The sequence below is a fragment of the Sinomonas sp. B1-1 genome, assembly GCF_050474465.1.
In the GTDB taxonomy this organism is placed as follows: domain Bacteria; phylum Actinomycetota; class Actinomycetes; order Actinomycetales; family Micrococcaceae; genus Sinomonas; species Sinomonas flava.
In genome coordinates, this window is the sequence record NZ_JBCHVF010000002.1 from 401,609 (window position 1) to 425,340 (window position 23,732).

General features: G+C 69.8%; 22 protein-coding genes, 1 pseudogene and 1 riboswitch. Of the genes and pseudogenes, 8 read left to right on the forward strand and 15 right to left on the reverse strand.

Features of this window, described 5'->3' with window-relative positions; genetic code table 11:
• The 3 genes from ACQ5BE_RS06455 to ACQ5BE_RS06465 are packed head-to-tail and all read left to right on the forward strand — an operon-like array spanning window position 1 to window position 3,088.
• Entirely contained in the window at window positions 1–483 is a 483-nt protein-coding gene (locus ACQ5BE_RS06455; protein ID WP_430296144.1) for a succinate dehydrogenase hydrophobic membrane anchor subunit, read from the forward strand.
• 26 nt (window positions 484–509) lie between these two features.
• On the forward strand, window positions 510–2,309 hold the full coding sequence (gene sdhA / locus ACQ5BE_RS06460) for a succinate dehydrogenase flavoprotein subunit (RefSeq protein ID WP_413250326.1): 1,800 nt from the start codon (window positions 510–512) through the stop codon (window positions 2,307–2,309).
• Window positions 2,309–3,088, forward strand: coding sequence for a succinate dehydrogenase iron-sulfur subunit (locus tag ACQ5BE_RS06465; protein ID WP_344299533.1), 780 nt, complete (start codon window positions 2,309–2,311; stop codon window positions 3,086–3,088). Before sdhA ends, ACQ5BE_RS06465 begins: the two co-directional genes overlap by 1 nt.
• Window positions 3,089–3,172: 84 nt before the next feature.
• Here the strand turns inward: ACQ5BE_RS06465 and ACQ5BE_RS06470 are convergent, their stop codons facing one another.
• The 9 genes from ACQ5BE_RS06470 to ACQ5BE_RS06510 all read right to left on the reverse strand — a co-directional run bounded on the left by ACQ5BE_RS06470 (window position 3,173) and on the right by ACQ5BE_RS06510 (window position 11,229).
• Window positions 3,173–4,312 (reverse strand): YihY/virulence factor BrkB family protein, encoded by a 1,140-nt coding sequence (locus ACQ5BE_RS06470; protein ID WP_430296146.1) that lies wholly within the window; start codon window positions 4,310–4,312, stop codon window positions 3,173–3,175.
• Window positions 4,263–4,859 carry a 2'-5' RNA ligase family protein gene (locus ACQ5BE_RS06475; RefSeq protein ID WP_430296148.1) on the reverse strand — a complete coding sequence of 199 codons (597 nt, stop codon included), beginning with the start codon at window positions 4,857–4,859 and terminating at the stop codon, window positions 4,263–4,265. Before ACQ5BE_RS06475 ends, ACQ5BE_RS06470 begins: the two co-directional genes overlap by 50 nt.
• Before the next feature lie 4 nt (window positions 4,860–4,863).
• The gene (gene trpS / locus ACQ5BE_RS06480; protein WP_344299530.1) at window positions 4,864–5,910 is read right to left on the reverse strand and encodes a tryptophan--tRNA ligase; all 1,047 of its coding nucleotides are present in this window, start codon (window positions 5,908–5,910) and stop codon (window positions 4,864–4,866) included.
• A gap of 20 nt (window positions 5,911–5,930) precedes the next feature.
• A complete protein-coding gene (locus tag ACQ5BE_RS06485) occupies window positions 5,931–6,758 on the reverse strand; it encodes an exodeoxyribonuclease III (RefSeq protein ID WP_430296150.1) in 828 nt (275 codons plus the stop codon).
• A gap of 9 nt (window positions 6,759–6,767) precedes the next feature.
• Window positions 6,768–7,301, reverse strand: coding sequence for a hypothetical protein (locus tag ACQ5BE_RS06490; RefSeq protein WP_430296151.1), 534 nt, complete (start codon window positions 7,299–7,301; stop codon window positions 6,768–6,770).
• Window positions 7,302–7,513: 212 nt separating this feature from the next.
• Window positions 7,514–8,335, reverse strand: coding sequence for an ABC transporter permease (locus tag ACQ5BE_RS06495; RefSeq protein ID WP_430296297.1), 822 nt, complete (start codon window positions 8,333–8,335; stop codon window positions 7,514–7,516).
• Window positions 8,336–8,340: 5 nt separating this feature from the next.
• Window positions 8,341–9,240 carry an ABC transporter permease gene (locus ACQ5BE_RS06500; RefSeq protein WP_430296152.1) on the reverse strand — a complete coding sequence of 300 codons (900 nt, stop codon included), beginning with the start codon at window positions 9,238–9,240 and terminating at the stop codon, window positions 8,341–8,343.
• Window positions 9,233–10,171 carry an ABC transporter ATP-binding protein gene (locus ACQ5BE_RS06505; protein ID WP_430296153.1) on the reverse strand — a complete coding sequence of 313 codons (939 nt, stop codon included), beginning with the start codon at window positions 10,169–10,171 and terminating at the stop codon, window positions 9,233–9,235. Before ACQ5BE_RS06505 ends, ACQ5BE_RS06500 begins: the two co-directional genes overlap by 8 nt.
• Before the next feature lie 83 nt (window positions 10,172–10,254).
• Window positions 10,255–11,229, reverse strand: a complete 975-nt coding sequence (locus tag ACQ5BE_RS06510; protein WP_430296154.1) for a LysR family transcriptional regulator — start codon at window positions 11,227–11,229, stop codon at window positions 10,255–10,257.
• A 222-nt stretch (window positions 11,230–11,451) separates the two neighbouring features.
• Here ACQ5BE_RS06510 and ACQ5BE_RS06515 point away from each other — a divergent pair.
• Window positions 11,452–12,841 (forward strand): annotated as a pseudogene (locus tag ACQ5BE_RS06515) (MFS transporter).
• A 151-nt stretch (window positions 12,842–12,992) separates the two neighbouring features.
• Here ACQ5BE_RS06515 and ACQ5BE_RS06520 read toward each other — a convergent pair.
• The 5 genes from ACQ5BE_RS06520 to glyA form a co-directional block, all read right to left on the reverse strand.
• Window positions 12,993–13,268, reverse strand: coding sequence for an SHOCT domain-containing protein (locus tag ACQ5BE_RS06520; protein ID WP_208711954.1), 276 nt, complete (start codon window positions 13,266–13,268; stop codon window positions 12,993–12,995).
• Between the two features lie 165 nt (window positions 13,269–13,433).
• On the reverse strand, window positions 13,434–14,099 hold the full coding sequence (locus ACQ5BE_RS06525) for a response regulator (RefSeq protein ID WP_430296156.1): 666 nt from the start codon (window positions 14,097–14,099) through the stop codon (window positions 13,434–13,436).
• Window positions 14,096–15,244 (reverse strand): sensor histidine kinase, encoded by a 1,149-nt coding sequence (locus tag ACQ5BE_RS06530; protein WP_430296157.1) that lies wholly within the window; start codon window positions 15,242–15,244, stop codon window positions 14,096–14,098. Before ACQ5BE_RS06530 ends, ACQ5BE_RS06525 begins: the two co-directional genes overlap by 4 nt.
• A gap of 199 nt (window positions 15,245–15,443) precedes the next feature.
• The gene (locus ACQ5BE_RS06535) at window positions 15,444–16,349 is read right to left on the reverse strand and encodes a bifunctional methylenetetrahydrofolate dehydrogenase/methenyltetrahydrofolate cyclohydrolase (RefSeq protein WP_430296298.1); all 906 of its coding nucleotides are present in this window, start codon (window positions 16,347–16,349) and stop codon (window positions 15,444–15,446) included.
• Between the two features lie 8 nt (window positions 16,350–16,357).
• Window positions 16,358–17,665 carry a serine hydroxymethyltransferase gene (glyA, locus tag ACQ5BE_RS06540; protein ID WP_430296158.1) on the reverse strand — a complete coding sequence of 436 codons (1,308 nt, stop codon included), beginning with the start codon at window positions 17,663–17,665 and terminating at the stop codon, window positions 16,358–16,360.
• A gap of 100 nt (window positions 17,666–17,765) precedes the next feature.
• A riboswitch (ZMP/ZTP riboswitch) is annotated at window positions 17,766–17,855 on the reverse strand.
• A gap of 88 nt (window positions 17,856–17,943) precedes the next feature.
• On the opposite strand from glyA, the gene ACQ5BE_RS06545 reads away from it, so the two are divergent.
• Both ACQ5BE_RS06545 and purU read left to right on the forward strand, forming a co-directional pair.
• Complete coding sequence (locus tag ACQ5BE_RS06545) at window positions 17,944–19,059, forward strand: NAD(P)-binding domain-containing protein (RefSeq protein WP_430296159.1); 1,116 nt, start codon at window positions 17,944–17,946, stop codon at window positions 19,057–19,059.
• A gap of 5 nt (window positions 19,060–19,064) precedes the next feature.
• On the forward strand, window positions 19,065–19,913 hold the full coding sequence (gene purU / locus ACQ5BE_RS06550; RefSeq protein WP_430296161.1) for a formyltetrahydrofolate deformylase: 849 nt from the start codon (window positions 19,065–19,067) through the stop codon (window positions 19,911–19,913).
• A gap of 237 nt (window positions 19,914–20,150) precedes the next feature.
• Here the strand turns inward: purU and ACQ5BE_RS06555 are convergent, their stop codons facing one another.
• Window positions 20,151–20,678, reverse strand: a complete 528-nt coding sequence (locus ACQ5BE_RS06555; RefSeq protein WP_413250310.1) for a gamma carbonic anhydrase family protein — start codon at window positions 20,676–20,678, stop codon at window positions 20,151–20,153.
• A gap of 129 nt (window positions 20,679–20,807) precedes the next feature.
• On the opposite strand from ACQ5BE_RS06555, the gene ACQ5BE_RS06560 reads away from it, so the two are divergent.
• Both ACQ5BE_RS06560 and mmsA read left to right on the forward strand, forming a co-directional pair.
• The gene (locus ACQ5BE_RS06560) at window positions 20,808–21,998 is read left to right on the forward strand and encodes an ROK family transcriptional regulator (protein WP_430296299.1); all 1,191 of its coding nucleotides are present in this window, start codon (window positions 20,808–20,810) and stop codon (window positions 21,996–21,998) included.
• A gap of 160 nt (window positions 21,999–22,158) precedes the next feature.
• Window positions 22,159–23,703, forward strand: a complete 1,545-nt coding sequence (mmsA, locus tag ACQ5BE_RS06565; RefSeq protein ID WP_430296163.1) for a multiple monosaccharide ABC transporter ATP-binding protein — start codon at window positions 22,159–22,161, stop codon at window positions 23,701–23,703.
• Window positions 23,704–23,732 lie beyond the last annotated feature (29 nt).

Consider the following 23,732-nt stretch of genomic DNA (forward strand, 5'->3'; position numbering starts at 1 on the left):
ATGAGCGCCCTGCCTGTCATCCCCGAGCCCCGCGCCACGTCCGTCAGCGGACGCATCGCGCCGCAGTACAAGCGCTCGCGCAGCCCCAGGACCCAGTTCGAGATGCTCGCGTGGCTGTTCATGCGCCTCTCGGGCATCGTCCTGGTGGTCCTCATCTTCGGCCACCTCACGGTCAACCTCCTCGTCGGCGAGGGCATCCACGCGATCGACTTCGGCTTCGTCGCGGGCAAGTGGGCTGACCCGTTCTGGCAGTTCTGGGACCTCGCGATGCTCTGGCTCGCGATGCTCCACGGCACCAACGGCGTCCGCACGATCATCAACGACTACGCCGAGCGCGACGCGGTGCGCTTCTGGCTCAAGGTGGTCCTCTACGCGGCGTCCGCGCTCATCATCATCCTCGGCACCCTCGTGATCTTCACGTTCGACCCGTGCCCGGTGATCGACGGCGTCCGCCACGTCGCCGACTACTGCCCCGCCTCGTAAGTCCCCCGGAAAGAGAGCATCAGAGCATGCAGGTCCACAAATACGACGTGGTGATCGTCGGCGCCGGCGGCGCCGGCATGCGGGCAGCCATCGAGTCCGGCCAGCGCGCGCGCACCGCCGTGCTGACCAAGCTGTACCCCACCCGTTCGCACACGGGAGCCGCCCAGGGCGGCATGTGCGCAGCCCTCGCGAACGTCGAGGAAGACAACTGGGAGTGGCACACCTTCGACACCATCAAGGGCGGCGACTACCTCGTCGACCAGGATGCTGCCGAGGTCATGGCCAAGGAGGCCATCGACGCGGTCCTCGACCTCGAGAAGATGGGCCTGCCCTTCAACCGCACCCCCGAGGGCCGGATCGACCAGCGCCGCTTCGGCGGCCACACCCGCGACCACGGCAAGGCGCCGGTGCGCCGCGCCTGCTACGCCGCCGACCGCACGGGCCATATGATCCTCCAGACGCTCTACCAGAACTGCGTCAAGCACAACGTGGAGTTCTACAACGAGTACTACGTGCTCGACCTCCTCCTGACCGAGGAGGACGCGACCCGCGAGGACGGCACGCCGTACAAGCAGAAGCGCGTGGCCGGCGTCGTGAGCTACGACCTCGCCTCGGGCGAGCTCCACATCTTCCAGGCCAAGTCGGTCGTCTTCGCCTCCGGTGGCGCCGGGAAGGTCTTCAAGACCACTTCGAACGCCCACACCCTCACAGGCGACGGCATGGGCATCGCGTTCCGCCGCGGCATCCCGCTCGAGGACATGGAGTTCTTCCAGTTCCACCCGACCGGCCTCGCCGGCCTCGGCATCCTCCTCACCGAGGGCGCACGCGGTGAGGGCGCGATCCTGCGCAACTCCGAGGGCGAGCGCTTCATGGAGCGCTACGCGCCGACCATCAAGGACCTCGCGCCGCGCGACATCGTCGCCCGCGCCATGGCCAACGAGGTGCGCGAGGGCCGCGGTGCCGGCCCGAACAAGGACTACGTCTACCTCGACCTGACGCACCTTGAGCCCGAGCACATCGAGGCGAAGCTCCCGGACATCACGGAGTTCGCCCGCACGTACCTCGGCGTCGAGCCCTTCACCGACCCGGTCCCGGTCTACCCCACCGCGCACTACGCGATGGGCGGCATCCCGACCAACATCAAGGGCGAAGTGCTCCAGGACAACGACACCGTCATCCCCGGCCTGTACGCCGCGGGTGAGGTCGCGTGCGTGTCCGTCCACGGGTCGAACCGCCTCGGCACCAACTCGCTCCTGGACATCAACGTCTTCGGGAAGCGCTCCGGCATCAACGCTGCCGAGTACTCGAAGACGGCCGACTACGTCGAGCTGCCCGAGAACCCGGCGGGCTACACCGAGGCCCTCCTCGAGGGCATGCGGAACTCCAACGGCACCGAGCGCGTCGCGTACATCCGCCGCGATCTGCAGGAGACCATGGACGCGAACATGCAGGTGTTCCGCGACAAGGACTCCCTCGAGCGGGTCCTCAGCGACATCGCCGTGCTCGAGGAGCGCTACCGGAACATCTCGGTCGGCGACAAGGGCAAGCGCTTCAACCTCGACCTCCTCGAGGCCGTGGAGCTCGGCTTCCTGCTCGAGATCGCCAAGGTCATGACGGTCGGCGCCCTCCACCGCAAGGAGTCCCGCGGCGGCCACTACCGCGAGGACTTCCCCGAGCGCGACGACGTGAACTTCATGAAGCACTCGATGGCGTACAAGGACCCGTCCGTCACGGCGCAGTCCTCACCCGACGGCGTGGCTGGTATCCGGCTCGAGACCAAGCCCGTCATCTTCACCCGCTACGAGCCCATGGAGCGTAAGTACTGATGACTGCTGCACCTGCCGAACCCGCATCCAAGGTCGAACTCCCCGAAGGGGCCGGCGGCGGCTCGGTTCCGAGCTTCGACGTCACACTCCGCGTGCGGCGGTACGACCCGGAGGTCTCCGACGAGGTCCGCTGGGACGACTTCAAGCTGACCATGTACGGCACGGACCGCGTGCTCGACGCCCTCCACAAGGCGAAGTGGGAGCACGACGGCTCGGTCTCGTTCCGCCGCTCCTGCGCGCACGGCGTGTGCGGCTCCGATGCCATGCGCATCAACGGCCGCAACCGCCTCGCGTGCAAGACGCTCCTGAAGGACCTCGACACGTCCAAACCGATCACGGTCGAGCCCATCAAGGGCCTTCCGGTCGAGAAGGACCTCATTGTGGACATGGAGCCGTTCTTCCAGTCCTACCGCGAGATCATGCCGTTCCTCATCTCCAAGGGCCACGAGCCCACGAAGGAGCGCATCCAGTCGATCGAGGACCGCGAGCGGTTCGACGACACCACCAAGTGCATCCTCTGCGCCGCGTGCACGTCGTCCTGCCCCGTGTTCTGGACGGACGGGCAGTACTTCGGCCCCGCCGCCATCGTCAACGCGCACCGCTTCATCTTCGACTCGCGTGACGACGCCGGCGACATGCGCCTCGAGATCCTCAACGACAAGGAGGGCGTGTGGCGCTGCCGCACGACCTTCAACTGCACCGAGGCGTGCCCGCGCGGCATCCAGGTGACACAGGCGATCGCAGAGGTCAAGCAGGCCATCCTGGCCCGCCAGTTCTGAGGTTCCAGCTCTCCCACGAGCGAGGGGCGCCGCTTCTGACGAAGCGGCGCCCCTCGCGCATCTCGGGCACAGCCGCGCCGCGGCTCAGCGCGCCGCGGCCCGCCGCCTGCCTCCCCTGAGTGAGGCGATCCACGCTGCCGAGGCGTGGAGCGCCGGGCGGCCGGAACCGAACGCCTCCGGATGCCGTTCGGCGTGGCGGGTAGCCGCGGTGAAGTCGGCCTCCCGGACCGCGCTCCACGCCGCCGAGACCAGGTACACCTGGCTCACGAGGTTGAACCAGATGAGGAGGCCTACCACGATCGCGAACGGCGCAAGCAGCGGGTTGGACCCGGCCCGGGCCAGCAGCTGAGTGCTGAAGACCTGGAGGATCGACGTCCCGACGCCCGCGAGGATGGTCCCCTCGATGAGTGCCCTGCGGGAGATCCGGAGCCAGCCCGCGAAGCGGAACAGGATGAACGCCGTCAGGATGTTGAGGGCGAGCGGCACGGCGAGTCCCACCGCCCACCCGACCGGCCTCACGAACGCGCCGTCGATCCTCAGCTGCTCGGCAATGTAGTCCAAGGCCGCCGTGAACACGACGCTCACGGCCGAGGTCAGCACGAGGAGGACGCCCAGGAGCAGGAGCGTGCCGATGTCCCGCAGCTTCACGAGGATCGGGTTCGCCCTGATGGGGCCGAAGCCCAGGACGCCCCGGAGGCCGTCGCGCAGTCCGGTGATCCAGCCCAGCGACGAAAAGATGGTGACGACGGTCGCGATGATCGCGGTGACGCTCAGGCCCGTGGGGTTGAGGAGCTGCTGGGGATCGACGAGGCCGTCGCCGCCGTCGACCTTCAGGAGGCCCGGCGCCGCCTTCGCCACGTTCTGGACAACCGTGTCGAGCAGCCCCGGGTTGCCCGCCAGGACGAGGGCCGCGAAGGAGAACCCCGTGGCGAGGAGGCCGAAGATCGAGAAGAACATGTTGAAGCCGATGCCGGCACTCATGAGGGGGCCGTGCTGGAGCGAGTACTGCTGGAAGGCCCTCACGGGCAGCAGCGCCTTGATCCTCGCCACGGTCCACATCACGATCGCGAGGGCCTGCCTCGGCAGGCCGCCCTCGCGCCGGGCCCGTCCGACGTCCTGCCGCTTGTGCAGCACGTCCAGAAGGAGCTTGGCCCGTTCGGTCGGGAGGGGATCGTCAGCCGGCGTCCGGCCCCTGGGTCTTCGCTGCTCCTGTGCCAAAGTCAAGCTCTTCCCTCAGCTGCCAGAATCCGTCGGCGTCGTGCTCGTACAGGCCCATGCTAGCCACCGTGAAGGATTCGGAGTAGGACCCGAGGGCGGTTTCTGCCTCGTCGAGGCGTTCCGCGGGCACGTCGTGGGCGACCGTCACGTGCGGGTGGTAGGGGAACGGGAGCTCCCGCTGGAGCGGCCCCTGCTGGAGCTCTTCATGCAGCCGGACACACTGGTCGAACCCATCCAGCACGTTCAGGTACACCACGGGAGAGACGGGGCGGAACGAGCCGGTCCCCTTAAGCCCCACCGTGAACGGGCGGGCACGCCGCGCCACCGACCGGACGTGGCGGACAGCCGCGTCCCAGTCGTCGGTCGCCGTCGTGGTCACGAGCGTGATGTGCGCCGGGATGAGTTCGGCCATCGGGTCGCCGAACGAGGCCCGCCAGGCCCGCAGCTCCGCGGCGACCCGGTCAGGGAATCCCAGGATGACCCCGACGAGAGGACTCGTCGGGCCGGCGGGGGCGACGCCGTCGGGCTCGGTGCCTTCCTCGAAGTCCGGCATGGCCTCAGGCGAGGGCCGCAGCCGCCGGAGCCAGTGCGGGCAGGAAGCCGACGCGCTCGTAGACCTCGGCGAGGACCGGCACGGCGATCTCACGGGCCTTGGCGGCACCGACGGCGAGCAGCCGGTCGAGCTCGGCCGGATCCTCGAGCAGTTCCTCGGTGCGGGCCTTGATCGGGGCGAGCGTGTCCACGACCGCCTCGGCCACGTCCACCTTGAGGTGGCCGTACATCTTGCCCTCGTATGCGGCCTCGAGCTCGGGGATGCTGCGCCCCGTGACGGTCGAGTAGATGCTCAGGAGGTTCGAGACCCCGGGCTTCGCCTCGCGGTCGAAGCGGATCTCCGTCTCGGCGTCCGTCACCGCGGACTTGATCCGCTTCGCCGTCACCTTCGGATCGTCGAGGAGGTTGATCAGTCCGTTCGGCGACTCGGCGGACTTGGACATCTTCGCCGTCGGGTTCTGGAGGTCGTAGATCTTGGCCGAGGTGCGAGGGATGAGCGGCTCTGGGACGGTGAAGGTCTCGCCGAAGCGCGTGTTGAAGCGGTGGGCCAGATCCCGGGCGAGCTCGAGGTGCTGCCGCTGATCCTCGCCGACCGGCACGCCGTACGGCTTGTACAGGAGGATGTCCGCCGCCATGAGCATCGGGTACGTGAAGAGGCCGGCGCTCGCGGCGTCGTGGCCGTGCCGGGCGGACTTGTCCTTGAACTGCGTCATGCGGGAGGCCTCGCCGAAGCCGGTGAGGCACATGAGGACCCACGCGAGCTGGGCATGCTCCGGGACGTGCGACTGCACGAACAGCGTGGACTTCTCGACGTCGATCCCGCCGGCGATGTACTGGGCCGCGGTGAGGCGGGTGCGGTGGCGCAGCTCCGTGGGGTCCTGCGGCACCGTGATCGCGTGGAGGTCGGGGATGAAGTAGAAGCAGTCGTACTCATCCTGCTGCGCGACCCAGTTCACGAGGGCGCCGAGATAGTTGCCCAGGTGGAGCGAGTCGCCCGAGGGCTGCATGCCGGACAGGAGCCGCTGGCGGGCGGCGGGAGCGTTGGAGGTCATGGAGTAGGCGCTTCCGGGGTCTAGAGCTTGTAGTCGATCACGAGGGGGGCATGGTCGGACCATCGGGTGTCCCACGCGCTCGCGCGGTCCACGACGGCGTTCCGCGCCACGTCCGCGAGGGCCGGCGTCGCCATGTGGTAGTCGATGCGCCACCCGGCGTCGTTGTCGAACGCCTTGCCGCGCTGGGACCACCAGGTGTAGGGGCCGTCGACCTGCCCGGCCAGGTCCCGGTGCACGTCCCGCCACCCGATCTCCTGGCCGAAGAAGCGGTCGAAATAGGCCCGCTCCTCAGGCAGGAAGCCGGCCCGCTTCTGGTTTGCCTTCCAGTTGCGGATGTCCAGCGGGGTGTGGCCCACGTTCAGGTCCCCGACCACGAGCGCGTAGTCGGAGTACTCCGCCAGCTCCGGGAGCCGCTTGAGCATGACGTCGAGGAAGCGGAACTTGTCATCCTGCTTGGGGGTTCCGACCTCGCCGGAATGGACGTAGGCGCTCACCACCGTGAGCTGCCGCCCGCCGTCGAGCGCGAAATCCGCCTCGATCCAGCGGCCGGCGGTCGCGAAGTAGTCGTCGCCGATCCCGATGCGGGTCTCGGTGGGCGTCTCGCGCGAGGCGATCGCCACGCCCGCGCGCCCCTTGGCGTCCGCTTCCGCGTGGAGCACATGCCAGCCGTCGAAGCACTCGTGGACGGTCGGGTCGGGTGCGCGGACCTCCTGCAGGCACAGGATGTCGACGTCCCGCGGCTCCAGCCACTCCGGCATGCCCTTGCGCCACGCCGCGCGGAGCCCGTTGACGTTGACAGTCGCGATGCGCACAGCCCCGTCCTTGGGGGCCGCCTCCGTGGAACTCACCTAGTCACTCTACCCCTCGTCGACGACGGTCCCGGAGACGGGAGTGTCATCGTCGGGACGGAGCATGTCACGGGCGTTCGACGCCGTGATCTGGATGGTCTCGAGGGCACGCGCCACCATCTCGGGGTCGCCCCCGAGGTGCTCCCGGATCACGCGCTCCTGGACCTGGATGATCTTGAACGAATGGTCGAGCTTGAGGTCGCGGACGTCGTCGACCGAGCGCGCCTCCCCTGCAGTCCCGGCGAGCGACGGCGCCCGGCCGGTCAGCTTTTCGGCCGCGCGCTCGAAGCGCTCCTGGGCGCGGCGCCCCGCGCTCCGGACCGTCAGGAAAACGAACGTCGCGAACGCGAGCCAGCCGAAGGACACGATGACCACGATCCAGCCGATGACATCGTTCTGGTTGGCGGCGAAGATTACGGCGACGAGGAAGGCCAGGACGAGGACCGACAGGCCCAGCGCACCGATCCTGAAGCCTCCCCCACGGCGGGCTTGGGCACCGGCGCCGGACTGGATGGACGGGTTCTGGGGGCCGAGACTCTGCATGCCCCCATTCTTCCAGACACGGTAGGCGCCCCCGTCCCGCCCGCCGAGGTCACCCCCTGTGAGCGCGAAGTCACCCCCTGTGAGCGCGAAGTCACCCCCTGTGAGCGCGAAGTCACCCCCGCTGACAGCGGCACCGGGTGACCTCGGCGCCACACGGGGTGACCTCGGGTGCAGAGGAGGTGACCTCGGCGCCACACGGGGTGACCTCGGCGTCAGCGGAGGAAGAGGGCCCGCAGCCGGAGAGTCGTGAAGGCGACTCCGCAGAGGATCATGCCTGCGTAGTAGAGGAGGTGGACCCAGGTCGAGCCCGTGAAGACGCCTACGCTGATCTGCCGCATCAGCTCCACACCGTGCCAGAGGGGGAACGCCTCGACGATCCACTGGATCGGCTTCGGGTACACCGAGAGCGGATAGAAGGTCGCGGAGAAGAGGAACATCGGCAGCATGACGAAGGTGATCAGATCCATGTGCTGGAAGGTCTTCATGTAGCTCGTCACCGCCATCCCGAACGACGCGAACCCGAACGCCACCATGACCGACGCCGGCACGAGGAGGAGGGCCCAGGGGGTCGTGATCAGTCCCATGGCCGCCATGACTCCCGTGAAGCCCAGCGCATACAGGAAGCCGCGGAAGAGCGCCATGAGGATCTCCCCCATGGCGATGTCGAGCGGCCCCAGCGACGTGTACAGCATGCCCTGGTAGAGCTTGCCGAAGTGCATCTTGAAGAACACATTCCACGTCGAGTCGTAGATGGCGCCGTTCATTGCCGAGACTGCGAGCAGGGCCGGCGCGATGTACGCGGCGTACGAGATCAGCGTCCCTCCCGGCCCCTCGACCGTGCCGACCAGGGAGCCCAGGCCGACCCCCATGGACAGCAGGTAGAACACCGGCTCGAAGAACCCGGAGACGAGGATGATCCAGTTCTGGCTCTTGATCACGCGGAATCCGCGTTCGACGACGGCGCGCGCGTTCCCCGCGTACAGCCCCCCGAGCGGGCCCCGCCCGGCAGCAGTGGCGCCGGAGCGGTTGGCCATGAGGGTCACGTGCTCATCCTCCTCGTGTAGTTCCGGCGCGCCCACCAGATTCCCAGGACCCCGAGCGCGGCGAGGTAGCCGAGGTGCACGCCGACGAGCCAGACGGGGAGGCTGAGGCCGTACGAGGCGATGCGCGCGAGCTGGTTCCCATGCCACAGGGGCGAGATCCAGCCGATCCACTGCATTCCCGCGGGCATGGTCCCGAGCGGATAGAAGGTGCCGGAGAACAGGAACAGCGGCATGATGACGAAGCGCTGGATCATGGAGAACTGGAAGTTCTCCTTCTCGATGTATGCGGAGTAGGCCATGACCGGGGCGCCGAACGCCATCCCGGTGAGGACGCCGAGCGGCACGAGCAGGAACGCCCACGGGCCTGGTGCCGCGCCGAACGCGAGCATGATGAGGAAGAACACGAGGCACTGGACCAGCAGCCGGACGCCCACCGCGAGGATGTGGCCCGTCGCAAGCTGGCCCGGGGCGAGCGGGGTCACGTGCGGCCCGTAGTAGACGCGGCGCCACTTGAAGCCGTCCATCACCGGGTACATCATCTCGTTGGCGCACGTCAGGACGGCGCTGGACACCAGCAGTGCGGGGGCGGCGTACGCGAGGTACCCGACGCCGTCGAACGCCGCGGAGCCGGTGCCGGACCGGTCCACGATCGTGGCCAGCCCCACGCCCATCGAGAAGAGGTACAGGAGCGGGTTGCCCACGCTGGTCACGACGATGGTGACGAGGTAGGCGCGCATCCTGCGTAGCATGTGCTCGGCGAAGTACAGGGCGCCCCAGCGTCTGGCCTTGGCGGCCGAGACGCCGGGGCCGTGCGCGCGCACGAGGCTGGAGCGGTGCCGGGCGCGGGTGTCCCGCGCGGCTGGACGGCCTCCGGCCCGTGCGCGCTGGTCAGTCAACGAGCGACCGGCCCGTCAGCCGGAGGAATACGTCCTCGAGCGATGCGCGGCGCACGAGCGAGGTGAGCGGCCGCAGCCCCCTCGCCCGGGCCTGCTCGAGGGACCACTCGCCGTCGTGCGTGTAGACCAGGACGCGGTCCGGGAGCAGCTCGGTGCGTTCCCCCACCCCCCCGAGTTCCCCGAGGACCGCGGCGTTGCGCTCCGCGCCGAACCGCAGCTCGAGAACCTCGCGGCTCGAATGCTCGCGGATGAGCGCGGGCGGCGACCCCTCCGCCATGATCCGGCCCTTGTCCACGACGATGAGCCGGTCGCACAGCTGCTCGGCCTCGTCCATGTAGTGGGTCGTGAGGACGAGCGTGACCCCCTGCTCCTTGAGGCGGAACAGCCGGTCCCACAGGACGTGCCGGGCCTGGGGGTCGAGGCCCGTGGTGGGCTCGTCGAGGAGGAGGATCGTCGGCTCGTTCACGAGCGAACGGGCGATCGTCAGGCGGCGCTTCATGCCCCCGGACAGCGAATCGACGCGAGCCGCGGCCTTGTCCTCGAGCTGGGCGAAGGCGAGGAGTTCGTCGGCCCGGCGCTTGAGGTACGCGGTGGGGAGGCCGAAGTAGCGGCCGTAGATGATGAGGTTGTCGCGGACGCGGAGTTCCTCGTCGAGGTTGTCCTGCTGGGGCACGACGCCGAGATGGGCGCGCACCTCGGGGCCCTGCAGCTCGGGGTCCATGCCCATGATGGTGAGCTGCCCCGAGGTCCGCTGGCTCACTCCGCCGATCATGCGCATCGTCGTGGACTTGCCGGCGCCGTTGGGCCCGAGCAGGCCGAAGGACTCGCCGGCGGCGACGTCGAAGGAGATGCCGTCGACCGCTGTGACCTCGCCGAAGGACTTCGTCAGGTGGCGTGCCGAGATGACGGCATTGCTCGTCGCCTCTCCCACTGCACTCCCCCCGAGTTGCATGGCACCACAGCGTGACACCTCTCGCACTCTAGTGCCGCGCGGCAGGTCTCACAACGAACGTTTCACCCCCGCGTGTCACGCGGGCTGCCGGCCGCCGCGGGGGGCGACCCCGCGCCGTCGTGCCCGGCCTGGCGCCCGTAGCAGCCCAGGATCTCGACCGCGTAGTCCAGGAGGGCCGCGGCGCGCGGCGTGAGGTCCATGTCCTCAGGCCAGATGGCCACGACGTTCGTGCGCGTCGCCGAAGGCTCGATGGGGCGCACCGCGATCGGACGGCCTTCAACGGAGGCCGCGGTCGTGTTCGGGCGGGACATGAGCAGCCCGTAGCCCACCCCACGGCCCACGAGCGCCTGGACGAGGATGATCTGCGGCACCCGCGCCGCCACCCGCGGCGTCAGCCCGCGCGCCGCGAACGCCTGAAGCGTGTTCTCGATGCTGGGACGCGCCTCGTACATGACGAGGGGCTCGTCGGCGAGGTCGGCGAGGTCGACGGCGTCCCTCGCCGCGAGCGGGTGGTCAGGGTGCAGGTGCGCCTCGAGCTCCGTGGCATAGATCTCCCGGTGCCGGTAGCCGGCAGGGAGGAAGAGGTCGTAGACGATCGCGACGTCGAGCTTGCCTGCCTCGAGGTCCGGCAGGAGGTCTTCGTGGGTCCCGACGGTGATCTCGAGGTCGATCCCGGGATGCCGGCGGGGGAAGCCGTCCACGACGGCGGGCACGATGCTCGTGGCGAAGCTCGCGAAGCAGCCCAGCTTCACGGGGCCGCGCAGCTTCCCCCCGCTCTGGGTGTCCAGGACGAGTTCGCGGGTGTCCGCGAGGATCCCGCGCGCCTGGGTGGCGAAGTGCTGCCCGGCGGGAGTCAGCGCGAAGCCGCGGGCCTTGCGGCGCACGCACAGCTGCTCGCCCACCGTCCTCTCCAGCCCGGTGATGGCCTGCGACAGCGCGGACTCCGAGATGTGCAGGTCGACCGCGGCGGCGCTGAGCGTCTCGTAGTCCGGCAGCGCCGCGAAGAGCTCGAGCTGCCTGAGCGTCACGTCTGCCATGAGGACCTCCGGAGGGGAACGAGTCCCAACTTAAGCTATCTCGAAGTACTTTGCCGATTCTCTGAAGTTTACACGAGGAAGTGGTATAGGCCACGATGGGTCTTACCGTCCTTTCCTCAGTCCGCCCCATGAGGGCTCCGCTGACCACCCTTCGCACCCCGCGGCGAGACCGCATCCGAGTGGCATCACCGACGATGCCAGCACCCCAAGGACAGACACGCAATGACCACACCCGGCGCAGCCTCAGCCCCATCCTCCGCAGCGAACCAGCGACGCGTCGCGTTCGCCACGATCATCGGGACCACCATCGAGTGGTACGACTTCTTCATCTACGCCACGGGCGCGGCCCTCGTGTTCGCCGAGCTCTTCTTCAAGCCGGCGGGCAACGACATCGCCCTCCTGCTCTCGTTCGCCACCGTCGGCATCAGCTTCCTCTTCCGCCCGCTCGGGGCCTTCCTCGCCGGCCACTTCGGCGACGTGATCGGCCGGCGCGCGATGCTCGTCATCACCCTGATCCTCATGGGCGCTGCGACCACCCTCATCGGCGTGCTGCCGACGTTCTCCCAGGTCGGCATGGCCGCGCCCATCCTGCTGCTGCTCCTGCGCATCCTCCAGGGCGTCTCCGCCGGCGGCGAGTGGGGCGGGGCAGTCCTCATGGCCGTCGAACACGCCCCCAACCACCGCCGCGGCCTCGCCGGCGCGTTCCCGCAGCTCGGCGTCCCGCTCGGCATGCTCCTTGCCTCCGGCGTCATGGCGATCATGACGGGGCTTGTCTCCCCCGGCAAGGCATTCCTCGAGTGGGGCTGGCGCGTGCCGTTCCTGCTCAGCGTCGTGCTGATCGTGGTCGGCTACTTCGTGCGGCGTGCGGTCGAGGAGAGCCCCGTCTTCGCTGAGATCGCCGAGCGCGGCCAGCAGACCAAGGTGCCGATCGTGGCCCTGTTCCGCAAGCACTGGCACCTCGTGGTCCTCGCCTCGCTCGTCTTCGTCGGCAACAACGCCGCAGGCTACATGACCACCGGCGGCTTCATCCAGGGCTACGCCACGGGCCGACTCAAGATGGACTCCACCGCCGTGCTGCTCGCCGCGACCGTCGCGTCCGCCATGTGGTTCGTCTCGACGCTCGTCGCCGGGATCCTCGCCGACAGGATCGGCCGCAAGGCCACCTACCTCATCGGGTTCGTTCCAGGCGCTCATGGTCTTCCCGCTGTTCTGGTTCGTCAACATCGGCAACCTCGGCGGCCTCTACGCCGGCCTGGTCCTGTTCTCCATCGGGCTCGGGCTCACCTACGGGCCGCAGGCGGCCTGGTACTCCGAGATCTTCCCCGCCTCGGTCCGGTTCTCCGGCGTCTCGATCTCGTACGCGATCGGTGCCATCCTCGGCGGCGCCTTCGCGCCCACCATCGCCCAGGCACTCCTCCAGGAGACCGGCACCACCGCAGCCGTCTCGGCCTACCTCCTCGTGATGACGGTCATCTCCATCGCCGCGGTCCTGATGCTCCGTGACCGGCGGGGCATTCCGCTCGGCCCGGACCACGAGGCGGAGCAGGCCACGGGCGCCACGGTCTTCGGTACACGCTCCGCGCCCGCGGCCACCGAGGCCGCGAAGGCCTGACACCCGGTACCCCCCGTCTGAGGGTCACGTCCTGAAGGTCAGGTTCTGGAAGTCACTTCACGTGACCTCCAGAACCTGACCTTCAGAGTCTGACCCCCAGAGTGTGACCCCCAGAGTCTGACCCCCAGGATGTGACCCCCAGAGGGCTGGGTCACCGGGACTTTCCGCGGTCCGCCCTCAGGACCTCGAGCCGCTGCCGGTACTCCGTCTCGTCGATCTCGCCGCGGGCGTACCGCTCGCGGAGCACCGACTCGGCCCCCGCCCCGGACGCCTCCTGCCAGTGCCGCCGCCACCAGAAGCGGCGCGCGAACACGAAGAAGAGGATCAGGACGAGGAACCAGAACAGCGGGAAGAGCAGGAACCAGGGGAACCAGGGCCCTCCCCAATGGTCCGCCGCGTTCTGGGTGGCGATGAGTGCTGCGTTCATGGCGCACGTCTCCTTGACTCGACATCGGCTGTCCTTCAGCCGCTGACTCCAGTCTTCGCGCCGCGGCCGCAGGGCGCGTCGGCCGCCGGGAGACACTTCGGCCGGACCCCTACTCCCGCGGGAGCACCGCCGGAAGCACCGCCGGGAGCACACACGTCCCAGCCCTCACCCCAGCCACCCCGGCCGTACCAGCCCCGACTCGTAGGCGAGGACCACGAGCTGCGCCCGGTCCCGCAGGTCCAGCTTCGTCATCGCCCGGGAGACATGCGTCTTCGCGGTCAGGGGCGTGATGAAGAGCCGCTCGGCGATCTCGGCATTGTTGAGCCCCTGGCCCACCAGTGCCACCACCTCCCGCTCGCGCTCGGTGAGCAGGCCGACGTCGATCGGCTCGGCCCGCTCGGCCGGCCCCTCCGCTGCGAGCCGGGTGAGGAGCCTGCGGGTCACCGACGGCGAGAGCATCGCGTCGCCGTCGTGCACGGCGCGCACCGCGCGGACAAGGTCCTCGGGCTCGGTGTCCTTGACCAGGAAGCCGCTCGCCCCGGCGCGGATCGCGCCGGTGACATAGTCGTCCAGCTCGAATGTGGTCAGGATGATGACCTTGAGGCCCTCCCGGTGGGCGCCGAGGATGGTCCGGGTGGCCTCGAGGCCATCGCCGCCGGGCATGCGGATGTCCATGAGGACGACGTCGGGTGCGAGCCGCGCCGCCTCGGCCACGGCTGCCGATCCGCTCCCCGCCTCCCCGACCACCTCCATGTCCGGCTCGGCGTCCAGCAGCGCGCGGAATCCGGCGCGGATGAGGGCCTGGTCGTCCACGACGAGGATCCGGATCACCGGCGCTCCCCTCCCCCGGCCCACGCCTCCGGGAGCTCCGCGCGGAGGTGCAGCCCGGCGTCGTCCCTCAGGGTGAGGGACCCGCCCACCGCCTCGACCCGCTCGCGCATCCCGGTCAGCCCCGACCCGGGCGCGGCGCCGCGCAGGCCCGAGCCGTCGTCGTGCACCTCCACGACGACGGCGCCGCCCTCGCGCGCGATCCTCACCCCGGCGGTGCGCGCGCCCGCGTGCCGCACGGTGTTGGTGAGCGCCTCCTGCACCACCCGGTGCACGATCCGCTGGATCGCGGGCGACGGCGGCGGGTCCAGCTGGGCCGTCAGGGTCACCTCGAGGCCCGTCCCCCGGGCATCCTCGACGAGCGCGGGCACCCGGTCCAGAGGCTCGTCGCGGCCGACGGGGGCGTCCTGCCGGAGGACCCCGAGGAGCTCGCGGACCTCGCCGAGCGCCTCGTGGCTCGCGTTCTTGATCGCCTCGAGGGCCGGGAGGAGCTCCTCGGGCCGTCGGTCGGCCAGATGCAGCGCGACGCTCGCACGGACGTTGATGAGGGAGAGCGAGTGCGCCACCACGTCGTGGATGTCCCGCGCGAGCTCGAGGCGCTCCTGGTCGCGCGCCTGGCGCCGATGGGCCTCCCACTCGCGGCGCCGGGCGGCGAACCGTTCCCGCCGGATGCGCAGGCCCTCCCCGAGCAGGAGCACGACGGCGGCCCACGCGCCGACCGCCGCGACCCTGAGCCACTCGCCGCTGGGGGCTGCCCATGCGGCGGCCGCCGCCACGAACGCCGCGCCGGCGGACCATGTCCAGAGGCGGGCACCGGCGGCAGTCGCCAGGACGAGGGCGATGGCGGGCGCCGCGAGGACCGGGCCCCACGGGTAGCCGAGGGCGAAGTAGGCGATGGCCACCGCCACGGCTGCGGCGGCCGCCGGCCCCGGCCAGCGCGGGAGGGCCAGCAGGAGCGCCGGCCCCGCGACGAGGAGCAGGACAGCGAGGAGGTCGACGGCGCGGGCGTCCGGCTGGCGCACCGCGGCACCGTGCGTGCCGAGCACCTGGACGAGGGCGAGCACGGCGACGCCCGCCACGCGGAACGGCCACGGCGGGCGGCGGCCTGCCCACGCGGGCCGCGGCCCCGCCTCAGTCCACCCACGCATAGGCCGAGCCTACGCGCGTGCGGGGGCGGCGTCGTCGTCCGCGCGGCGGAACGCGGGCGGCGGGCGCGTACTCCCGGCGGAGTAGGCGCCCGACAGCACTCTGGGCGTCCCGACAGCACTCTGGGGGTCACCTTCTGGGGGTCACGCGATGTGACTCCCAGGAAGTGACCCCCAGAAGGTGACCCCCAGACGGGAGGAGTCAGGCGAGGCCTGCGGCGCGCTCGGCGGCCTCGACGACGTTGGTCATGAGCAGGGCCACGGTCATCGGTCCCACGCCGCCCGGGTTGGGCGACAGGTATCCCGCGACCTGGGCGACATCGGGGTGCACGTCGCCGAACACCTTCGGCTTGCCGCCCTCGGGGTCGTCCTCGCGGGTCACGCCGACGTCGAGCACCGCCGCTCCCGGCTTCACGTCCTCGGCCTTGACGATGTGCTTCACGCCCGCGCCGGCGACGATGACGTCCGCCTCGCGCAGATGCCTGCCCAAGTCCTCGGTGCCGGTGTGGGTGATCGTGACCGTGGCGTTGATCTCGCGGCGCGTGAGCAGCAGCGGGATCGGGCGACCGATCGTGACTCCGCGCCCAACGACGACCACGTGCTTGCCCTTGAGGTCGTAGCCGTTGCGGACCAAGAGCTCGATGACGCCGCGCGGCGTGCAGGGCAGCGGCGTGTCGATCTTCCCGTTGACGTTGAGCACAAGGCGCCCGAGGTTGGTCGGGTGGAGCCCGTCCGCGTCCTTCGCCGGGTCGATCCGTTCGAGGACCGCGTCCGTGTCCAGATGCTTGGGCAGCGGGAGCTGGACGATGTACCCGTGGCAGCCGGGATCGGCGTTGAGCTCGTCGATGAGGGCCTCGACCTCGGCCTGCGTGGCGTCCGCCGGCAGCTCCTTCTGGATCGAGTTCATCCCGATCGCCTTGGACTGCTTGTGCTTCATGCCCACGTACAGCTGGGAGGCAGGGTCCGCACCCACGAGCACGGTGGCGATGCCAGGGGTGATGCCCTTGGCCTTGAGCGCAGCGACACGCTCCGCGAGCTCTGCCTTGATCTCCGCGGCGGCTGCGCGGCCGTCGAGGACGACGGCCCTGTTCTCTGTCTGCGGCGACATTGTCTCGCTCACCACTCCTCGTGCCCCGGGTAGAGCGGGAAGTCGTTCGCGAGCTTGTCGACGCGCGCCCGCAGGGCCTCCAGGCCGGAACCGGCAGAGCCTGCGCCGCCCTTGAGCGCGGTCGCGATGATGTCCGCGACCTCGGTGAACTCGGTCGCGCCGAACCCGCGGGTGGCGAGCGCAGGGGTGCCGATGCGCAGGCCCGAGGTGACCATCGGCGGCCGCGGGTCGAACGGGACGGCGTTGCGGTTCACGGTGATGCCGACCTCGTGGAGGAGGTCCTCGGCCTGCTGGCCGTCGAGCTCCGAGTTGCGCAGGTCGACCAGGACGAGGTGCACGTCGGTGCCGCCGGTGAGGACGGACACGCCGGCGTCGGCCACGTCCTTCTGGTTGAGGCGGTCCGCGATGATCTTCGCGCCCTCGAGGACGCGCTCCTGGCGCTCCTTGAACTCATCGGAGCCAGCGATCTTGAAGGCGACGGCCTTGGCCGCGATGACGTGCATGAGCGGGCCGCCCTGCTGGCCCGGGAACACGTTGGAGTTGAGCTTCTTGCCGAACTCCTCCTTCGCGAGGATCACGCCCGAGCGCGGGCCTGCGAGGGTCTTGTGCACGGTCGAGGTCACCACGTGGGAGTGCGGGACGGGGCTCGGGTGCAGGCCTGCGGCGACGAGGCCGGCGAAGTGGGCCATGTCGGTCCAGAGGAGCGCGCCGACCTCGTCGGCAATCGAGCGGAACGCCGCGAAGTCGAGGTGGCGCGGGTAGGCGGACCAGCCGGCGATGATGACGTTGGGGCGCTCGGCGAGCGCCTGCTCGCGCAGCCTGTCCATGTCGACCCGGAAGGTGTCCTCTTCGACCTGGTACGCGGCGACCTGGTAGAGCTTGCCAGAGAAGTTCAGCTTCATGCCGTGCGTGAGGTGGCCGCCGTGGGCGAGGGAGAGCCCCAGGATCTTGTCACCCGGGTTGATCATGGCGGACAGCGCCGCGGCGTTGGCCTGGGCACCGGAATGCGGCTGGACGTTCGCGTACTCCGCGCCGAAGAGCGCCTTGACGCGCTCGATCGCGAGGCTCTCGGCCACGTCCACGTACTCGCAGCCGCCGTAGTAGCGCTTGCCGGGATAGCCCTCGGCGTACTTGTTGGTCAGGACCGAGCCCTGGGCCTCCATGACGGCGCGCGGCGCGAAGTTCTCCGACGCGATCATCTCGAGGGTGTTGCGCTGGCGGCCGAGCTCCTGGTCGAGGACGGCCGCGATCTCGGGGTCGACTTCGCTCAGCGGGAGATTGCTGACGGTGGACACGGTAGGAGTGGTGGGGCTCACGGGATCTCCTGGTCGAAGGTTGCGGGAGGCTACTGGTCAGGCTACCGGCCCTGCCCGCCGCCCGGTACTGGATGGCGGAGCATGAAGGCGCGGCTTCTCGACCCCCGGCCCAGGCGTACGATCCGCGGTGTCCCAAAAGCATGCCGCTCCCCGGTGGTGACCCACCCCAACGCCAGTCGCGACCGCTCCAGCATATCCGCACGCCCGGGAACAGGAAGAGGCGCTCGCATGTTGGAACAGATAGTTGACATGTCAGTGAGCTTCTCAGGGAGGACAGGATGAAGGCAGTTGTCATCGGAGCGGGCCAGGCGGGCCTGAGCGCCGCGTACTGGCTCGGTCGCCGCGGGCTCCGGGCCTGGGAGGACTTCGTGGTCCTCGACGCCAACGAGGGGCCCGGCGGAGCATGGCGCCACCGGTGGGACTCCCTCACGTTCGACGCCGCGCACGGCCTCCACCCGCTCCCCGGCCTCCCGCTCGAGGCACCGGACCCGCACGAGCCGGCCTCCGCCGTCGTGAGCCGCTACTACGCCGACTACGAGCGCGCCCTCGCGCTGCCGGTGATCCGGCCCGTGCGGGTCGCCTGGGTGGAGCGGGCGCACGACGGCGGCGCCCTCCTCGTGCGCGCCGCCGACGGGCGCGAATGGCGGACGGAGACGGTCATCAACGCCACCGGGACCTGGGACAGCCCCTACTGGCCGCACTACCCCGGACGCGAAGCGTTCCAGGGCCGGCAGCTGCACACCCACGACTTCGTCTCGGCGGAGGAGTTCCGCGGGCAGCGGGTCCTCGTGGTGGGCGGCGGGACGAGCGCGGCGCAGTTCCTGCTCCAGCTCGACGCCGCCGGCGCCCGGACCGTCTGGTCGACCCGGCGGCCGCCGCAGTGGACCGAGGTGCCCTTCGACGCCGACTGGGGCGTCGCCGTCGAACGCCGGGTGGGCGAGCGCACGCGTGCCGGACTGCCGCCGCTGTCAGTCGTGGCCGCGACAGGGCTTCCCCTCACGGAGCAGTACCGCGCCGGGATCGACGCGGGCGTGCTGGTCTCGCGGGGGCCGCTGGCGCGGATCACCCGCTCGGGTGCCGTCCTCGCCGACGGGACCGAGCTCGAGCTCGACGCCATCCTCTGGGCGACGGGCTTCAGGGCCTCCCTCGGACACCTCGCGACCCTCCACGTGCGCGAGCCGGGCGGCGGGGTCCTCATGGCCGACGACGGCGTGCGGGTCGTGCGCGAGCCCCGGCTGTTCCTCGTGGGGTACGGGGCGAGCGCCTCGACCGTGGGGGCCACCCGGGCGGGGCGCGCCGCGGCCCTGGCCGCCGTGAGGTTCCTCTCAGACGCGAGCGGGGCGGCGTCGTCCGCCCAGGCGCCGCGGAAGGACGCGCTCGCGTCGGTACCCTAGGACGCGTGGAACGCAACACCTTCATCGTGACCCTCTCGTGCCCGGACCGGCCCGGCATCGTGCACGCCGTGTCGGGCGCGCTTCTCGACGCCGGGTGCAACATCACCGAGTCCCGCCAGTACGAGAGCCCGGACACGGGGACGTTCTTCATGAGGGTCACTGTCGAGACCCCCTCGGAGCGGGCGGCGCTCGAGGCCTCGCTCGCGCCGGTGGCGGACGCCTTCGCGATGAAGCTCGGGATCTTCAACGGCGGCGAGCCGGTCCGCACGCTCATCATGTGCTCCAAGGACGGGCGCACCCTCAACGACCTGCTGTTCCAGCAGCGCACCGGGACGCTGCCGATCGAGGTGCCCGCCGTCGTCTCGAACCACACCGACCTGGCGCCGATGGCCGAGTTCTACGGGGTCCCCTTCGTGCACCTGCCCGTGACCTCCGCGACCAAGGCGGACGCCGAGGCAAAGCTCCTCGCCCTCGTCGAGGAGCACCGGGTCGAGCTGGTCGTGCTGGCCCGGTACATGCAGATCCTCTCCGATGACCTGTGCCGCGCCCTCGAGGGCCGGGCGATCAACATCCACCACTCGTTCCTGCCCTCGTTCAAGGGCGCCCGGCCGTACCACCAGGCGCACGCGCGGGGCGTGAAGATCATCGGCGCCACGGCGCACTATGTGACCGCCGACCTCGACGAGGGGCCGATCATCGAGCAGGAGGTCATCCGGGTGGACCACTCGAAGACCGCCGAGCAGCTGGTCCAGCTGGGCCGCGATGTCGAGGGCCGCACCCTGTCCAGGGCCGTGCAGTGGCACGCCGAGCACCGCGTGCTCCTCGACGGGCACCGGACGGTCGTCTTCGCCTGACCCTGCCCCCTGCCCCCGCCGCCGAGGTCACCCCCTCTGCGCCCGAGGTCACCCCCTGTCGGCGCGAAGTCACCCCCTCTGGGCGCGACGTCACCCCCTCTGCGGCCGAAGTCACCCCCTGTCGGCTCGAGGTCACCCTTTACCGCGCCACACGAGGCGACCTCGGCACCACACGAGGTGACCTCGGCGCCACACGGGGTGACCTCGGCGCCACACGGGGTGACCTCGGCGGGCCGGTCAGGAGTGGTGGCCGTTGGCCTGCCGGTGTGCGCGGGCCAGGTCAACGTAGTGCGTGGCGTTTCGGCGCACCGACTCGACCTCCTCGTCGGACAGTTCGCGACGGACCTTCGCAGGGACGCCGGCAACGAGCGAGCGCGGCGGGACCACGGTGCCCTCGAGCACGACGGCGCCCGCCGCCACGAGCGAGTCAGATCCGATGACGGCGCCGTTCATGATGGTCGCGCCCATTCCGACCAGCACGTTGTCCTCCACGGTGCACCCGTGCACGACGGCGTTGTGCCCCACCGAGACGCCGGCGCCGACGGTGCAGGGGAAGCCGGCGTCCGCATGGAGGACGACGTTGTCCTGGAGGTTGCTCCCCGCGCCGACAGAGATGGTGGCGGTGTCGCCGCGGACGGAGACGCCGTAGAACGCGCTCGAGTGCTCTGCGAGGTGCGCGTCGCCGATGATGCTCGCCGTCGGCGCGACGAACGCACTGGGATGGATATCCGGGGCAGCGCCGCCGAATTCGATGACTGGGCTCATGCCCTCAGCGTAGTTGCGCCTCGCAGCCCGTGCGCGGCGGGGCCGCCGACTCCGCAAGACTGGAACCGTTGGCGCACCTATTGCGTTTATTTCTTGACGACAAGCCGGATGAAGGGGAAGCTGTACCGCATGGTCTCCACGCTGCGTTCGACGACGAGCGCCACCGACAACCCGGGCTCCCAATCGGCCCTGAGAAAGCTCAATGAGCAGCGCATCGTGGAAACCCTCATGGCGGGCCCGGCCACGCAGGCCGAGCTGTCGCGGCAGACCGGCCTCTCCACCGCGACCGTGTCCAACATCGTCAAGGTGCTGCACGACGCCGGCGTGGTCGCCACCGAGCCGACCACGAGCTCCGGCCGGAGGGCCCTGAGCGTCCGCCTCAACAGCAACTCGGCGGTGGCGGTCGGGATCGACTTCGGCCGGCGGCACCTGCGCGTCGTCCTGGCCAACCTCGCCTACGAGGTCCTCGCCGAGCAGAACATCACGCTGCCGCTCGGGCACGAGGCCGACGTGAGCATCTCCGCGGCCGTGGACCTGCTGGACTCCCTCCTCGAGGACGCCGGGGTGCGCCGCGCGGACGTCGTGGGCGTAGGCGCCGGCATCCCGGGTCCGATCGACCATCGGACGGGCACGGTGGCCCAGGGCGCCATCCTTCCGGAGTGGGTCGGGTTCCACCTCCTCGCGCACCTCGAGGAACGGCTGGGACTGCCCGTCTTCGTAGACAACGACGCCAATCTGGGCGCGCTGAGCGAGGTCACGTGGGGCCCGCACAGCGGGGTCGAGAACCTCGTCTTCGTCAAGATCGGCTCGGGCATCGGCGCCGGGCTGATCCTCAACGGCCTGCTGTTCTACGGGCAGGTCGGCGTGACCGGCGAGATCGGCCACGCCACCATCGTCGAGCACGGGGCCGTGTGCCGCTGCGGCAACCGCGGATGCCTCGAGACCGTCGCCTCGACGACCACCATGTCAGAGCTCCTCTCGCGCGGCCAGCCGGAGCCGCTCACCCCGGACGAGATCGTCCGGCGGGCGCTCGCGGGCCACCCCGCGGTGCTGAGGGTCATCGACGACGCCGGGCTCGCCGTCGGCCGCGCCCTCGGCAACGTCGCCAACCTCATCAACCCCGAGGTGATCGTCATCGGCGGGCCCCTGGCGGACCTCGGGGAGATCCTGCTCGAGCCGACCCGGCGGGGGCTGCTCCGCCACGCGGTCCCGCTCATCGGCGAGACCACCACCGTCACCATGTCCGCGCTCGGCGCCCGCGCCGAGGTGCTCGGCGCCGCCGCGCTGGTCTTCCAGAACGCGGACATCGCCCACCACTGACCGCTCGCGCCCGACGCCGGCCACGCACCACGCGCGGTGACCTCACCACGTTTGCGTTAAAGGCTTGACGGCAACCTGTGCATGCTTGTTTACTTTCTACTCAGACGGCGCCGCCGATCAGGCCGCCGGACAACGACGTTCGACCAGGAGGCAGCGGCACATGGCGCCGAACGAAGCGGTGATCCTCGAGATGAGGTCCATCACGAAGGAGTTCCCGGGAGTCAAGGCACTCTCGAACGTGAACCTGAAGGTGAAGGCCGGCGAGATCCACGCCATCTGCGGGGAGAACGGCGCCGGCAAGTCCACGCTGATGAAGGTGCTCTCGGGTGTCTACCCGCACGGCTCCTACTCGGGCGAGATCGTCTACCAGGGCGAGGTCCAGGAGTTCAAGGACATCCGTGCCAGCGAGCAGGCGGGCATCGTGATCATCCACCAGGAGCTCGCGCTCATCCCCGAGCTCTCGATCATGGAGAACATCTTCCTCGGCAACGAGCCGACCAAGCGCGGCGTCATCGACTGGAAGGAAGCCCGCAAGCGCTCCCTCGAGCTGCTGGCCCGCGTGGGCCTGGGCGACGACCCGGACACCCCGATCAAGGAGATCGGCGTCGGCAAGCAGCAGCTGGTGGAGATCGCCAAGGCCCTCAACAAGTCGGTGCGGCTGCTCATCCTCGACGAGCCGACGGCCGCGCTGAACGAGTCGGATTCCCAGCACCTGCTCGACCTCATCGTCGGCCTCAAGGGCCGCGGCGTCACGAGCATCATGATCTCCCACAAGCTCAACGAGATCGAGCAGATCGCGGACGAGATCACGATCATCCGCGACGGGAAGTCCATCGAGACCCTCAACGTCAGGGCGGACGGCGTGGACGAGGACCGCATCATCAAGGGCATGGTCGGCCGCACGCTCGAGTCCCGGTTCCCTGACCACACGCCCACCATCGGCGAGGTCCTGTTCGAGGTCCGGAACTGGAACGTCCAGCACCCGCAGGTCGCCGACCGGCTCGTGTGCAAGAACTCGAGCTTCTTCGTGCGCAAGGGCGAGATCGTGGGCTTCGCCGGACTCATGGGCGCCGGGCGCACGGAGCTCGCCCGCAGCATCTTCGGCCACTCGTACGGCAAGTTCCTCTCGGGCCAGACCTTCATGCACGGCAAGGAGGTCAGGATGCGCACGGTCGCCCAGGCGATCGAGGCCGGCCTCGGGTACGTCACCGAGGACCGCAAGTCGCTCGGGCTGAACCTCCTGGACGACATCAAGACGACCACCGTCTCGGCAGCGCTGAAGAAGATCACCCGGGGGCTCGTCGTCGACCGCAACCGCGAGTACAAGGTCGCGGAGGAGTACCGGCGGTCGCTGCGGACCAAGACCCCGAGCGTGGACGAGGGGGTGGCCAAGCTCTCGGGCGGCAACCAGCAGAAGGTCGTCCTCGCCAAGTGGATGTTCACCGACCCCGAGCTGCTCATCCTCGACGAGCCGACCCGCGGCATCGACGTCGGGGCGAAGTACGAGATCTACGGCATCATCCAGAGGCTCGCGAGCCAGGGCAAGGGCGTCATCGTCATCTCGTCCGAGCTGCCCGAGCTCCTCGGCCTCTCGGACCGCATCTACACCATCTTCGAGGGCGCCATCACCGGGGTCCTGACCAAGGAAGAGGCTTCGCAGGAGAGCCTCATGAAACTCATGACCCAGACCCGCAAGACGGCCTGAGACGAAGAACCAGGAGACCGAAGGACACC

What these genes read in the sequence shown, in the direction of transcription:
- ACQ5BE_RS06455 (WP_430296144.1), top strand. Translation starts at nt 1, where the DNA reads ATGAGCGCCCTGCCTGTCATCCCCGAGCCCCGCGCCACGTCCGTCAGC.
- sdhA (WP_413250326.1), top strand. Translation starts at nt 510, where the DNA reads ATGCAGGTCCACAAATACGACGTGGTGATCGTCGGCGCCGGCGGCGCC.
- ACQ5BE_RS06465 (WP_344299533.1), top strand. Translation starts at nt 2,309, where the DNA reads ATGACTGCTGCACCTGCCGAACCCGCATCCAAGGTCGAACTCCCCGAA.
- ACQ5BE_RS06475 (WP_430296148.1), bottom strand. Translation starts at nt 4,859, where the DNA reads ATGCCGGACTTCGAGGAAGGCACCGAGCCCGACGGCGTCGCCCCCGCC.
- trpS (WP_344299530.1), bottom strand. Translation starts at nt 5,910, where the DNA reads ATGACCTCCAACGCTCCCGCCGCCCGCCAGCGGCTCCTGTCCGGCATG.
- ACQ5BE_RS06490 (WP_430296151.1), bottom strand. Translation starts at nt 7,301, where the DNA reads ATGCAGAGTCTCGGCCCCCAGAACCCGTCCATCCAGTCCGGCGCCGGT.
- ACQ5BE_RS06495 (WP_430296297.1), bottom strand. Translation starts at nt 8,335, where the DNA reads ATGGCCAACCGCTCCGGCGCCACTGCTGCCGGGCGGGGCCCGCTCGGG.
- ACQ5BE_RS06510 (WP_430296154.1), bottom strand. Translation starts at nt 11,229, where the DNA reads ATGGCAGACGTGACGCTCAGGCAGCTCGAGCTCTTCGCGGCGCTGCCG.
- ACQ5BE_RS06520 (WP_208711954.1), bottom strand. Translation starts at nt 13,268, where the DNA reads ATGAACGCAGCACTCATCGCCACCCAGAACGCGGCGGACCATTGGGGA.
- ACQ5BE_RS06530 (WP_430296157.1), bottom strand. Translation starts at nt 15,244, where the DNA reads ATGCGTGGGTGGACTGAGGCGGGGCCGCGGCCCGCGTGGGCAGGCCGC.
- ACQ5BE_RS06535 (WP_430296298.1), bottom strand. Translation starts at nt 16,349, where the DNA reads ATGTCGCCGCAGACAGAGAACAGGGCCGTCGTCCTCGACGGCCGCGCA.
- ACQ5BE_RS06545 (WP_430296159.1), top strand. Translation starts at nt 17,944, where the DNA reads ATGAAGGCAGTTGTCATCGGAGCGGGCCAGGCGGGCCTGAGCGCCGCG.
- ACQ5BE_RS06555 (WP_413250310.1), bottom strand. Translation starts at nt 20,678, where the DNA reads ATGAGCCCAGTCATCGAATTCGGCGGCGCTGCCCCGGATATCCATCCC.
- ACQ5BE_RS06560 (WP_430296299.1), top strand. Translation starts at nt 20,808, where the DNA reads ATGGTCTCCACGCTGCGTTCGACGACGAGCGCCACCGACAACCCGGGC.
- mmsA (WP_430296163.1), top strand. Translation starts at nt 22,159, where the DNA reads ATGGCGCCGAACGAAGCGGTGATCCTCGAGATGAGGTCCATCACGAAG.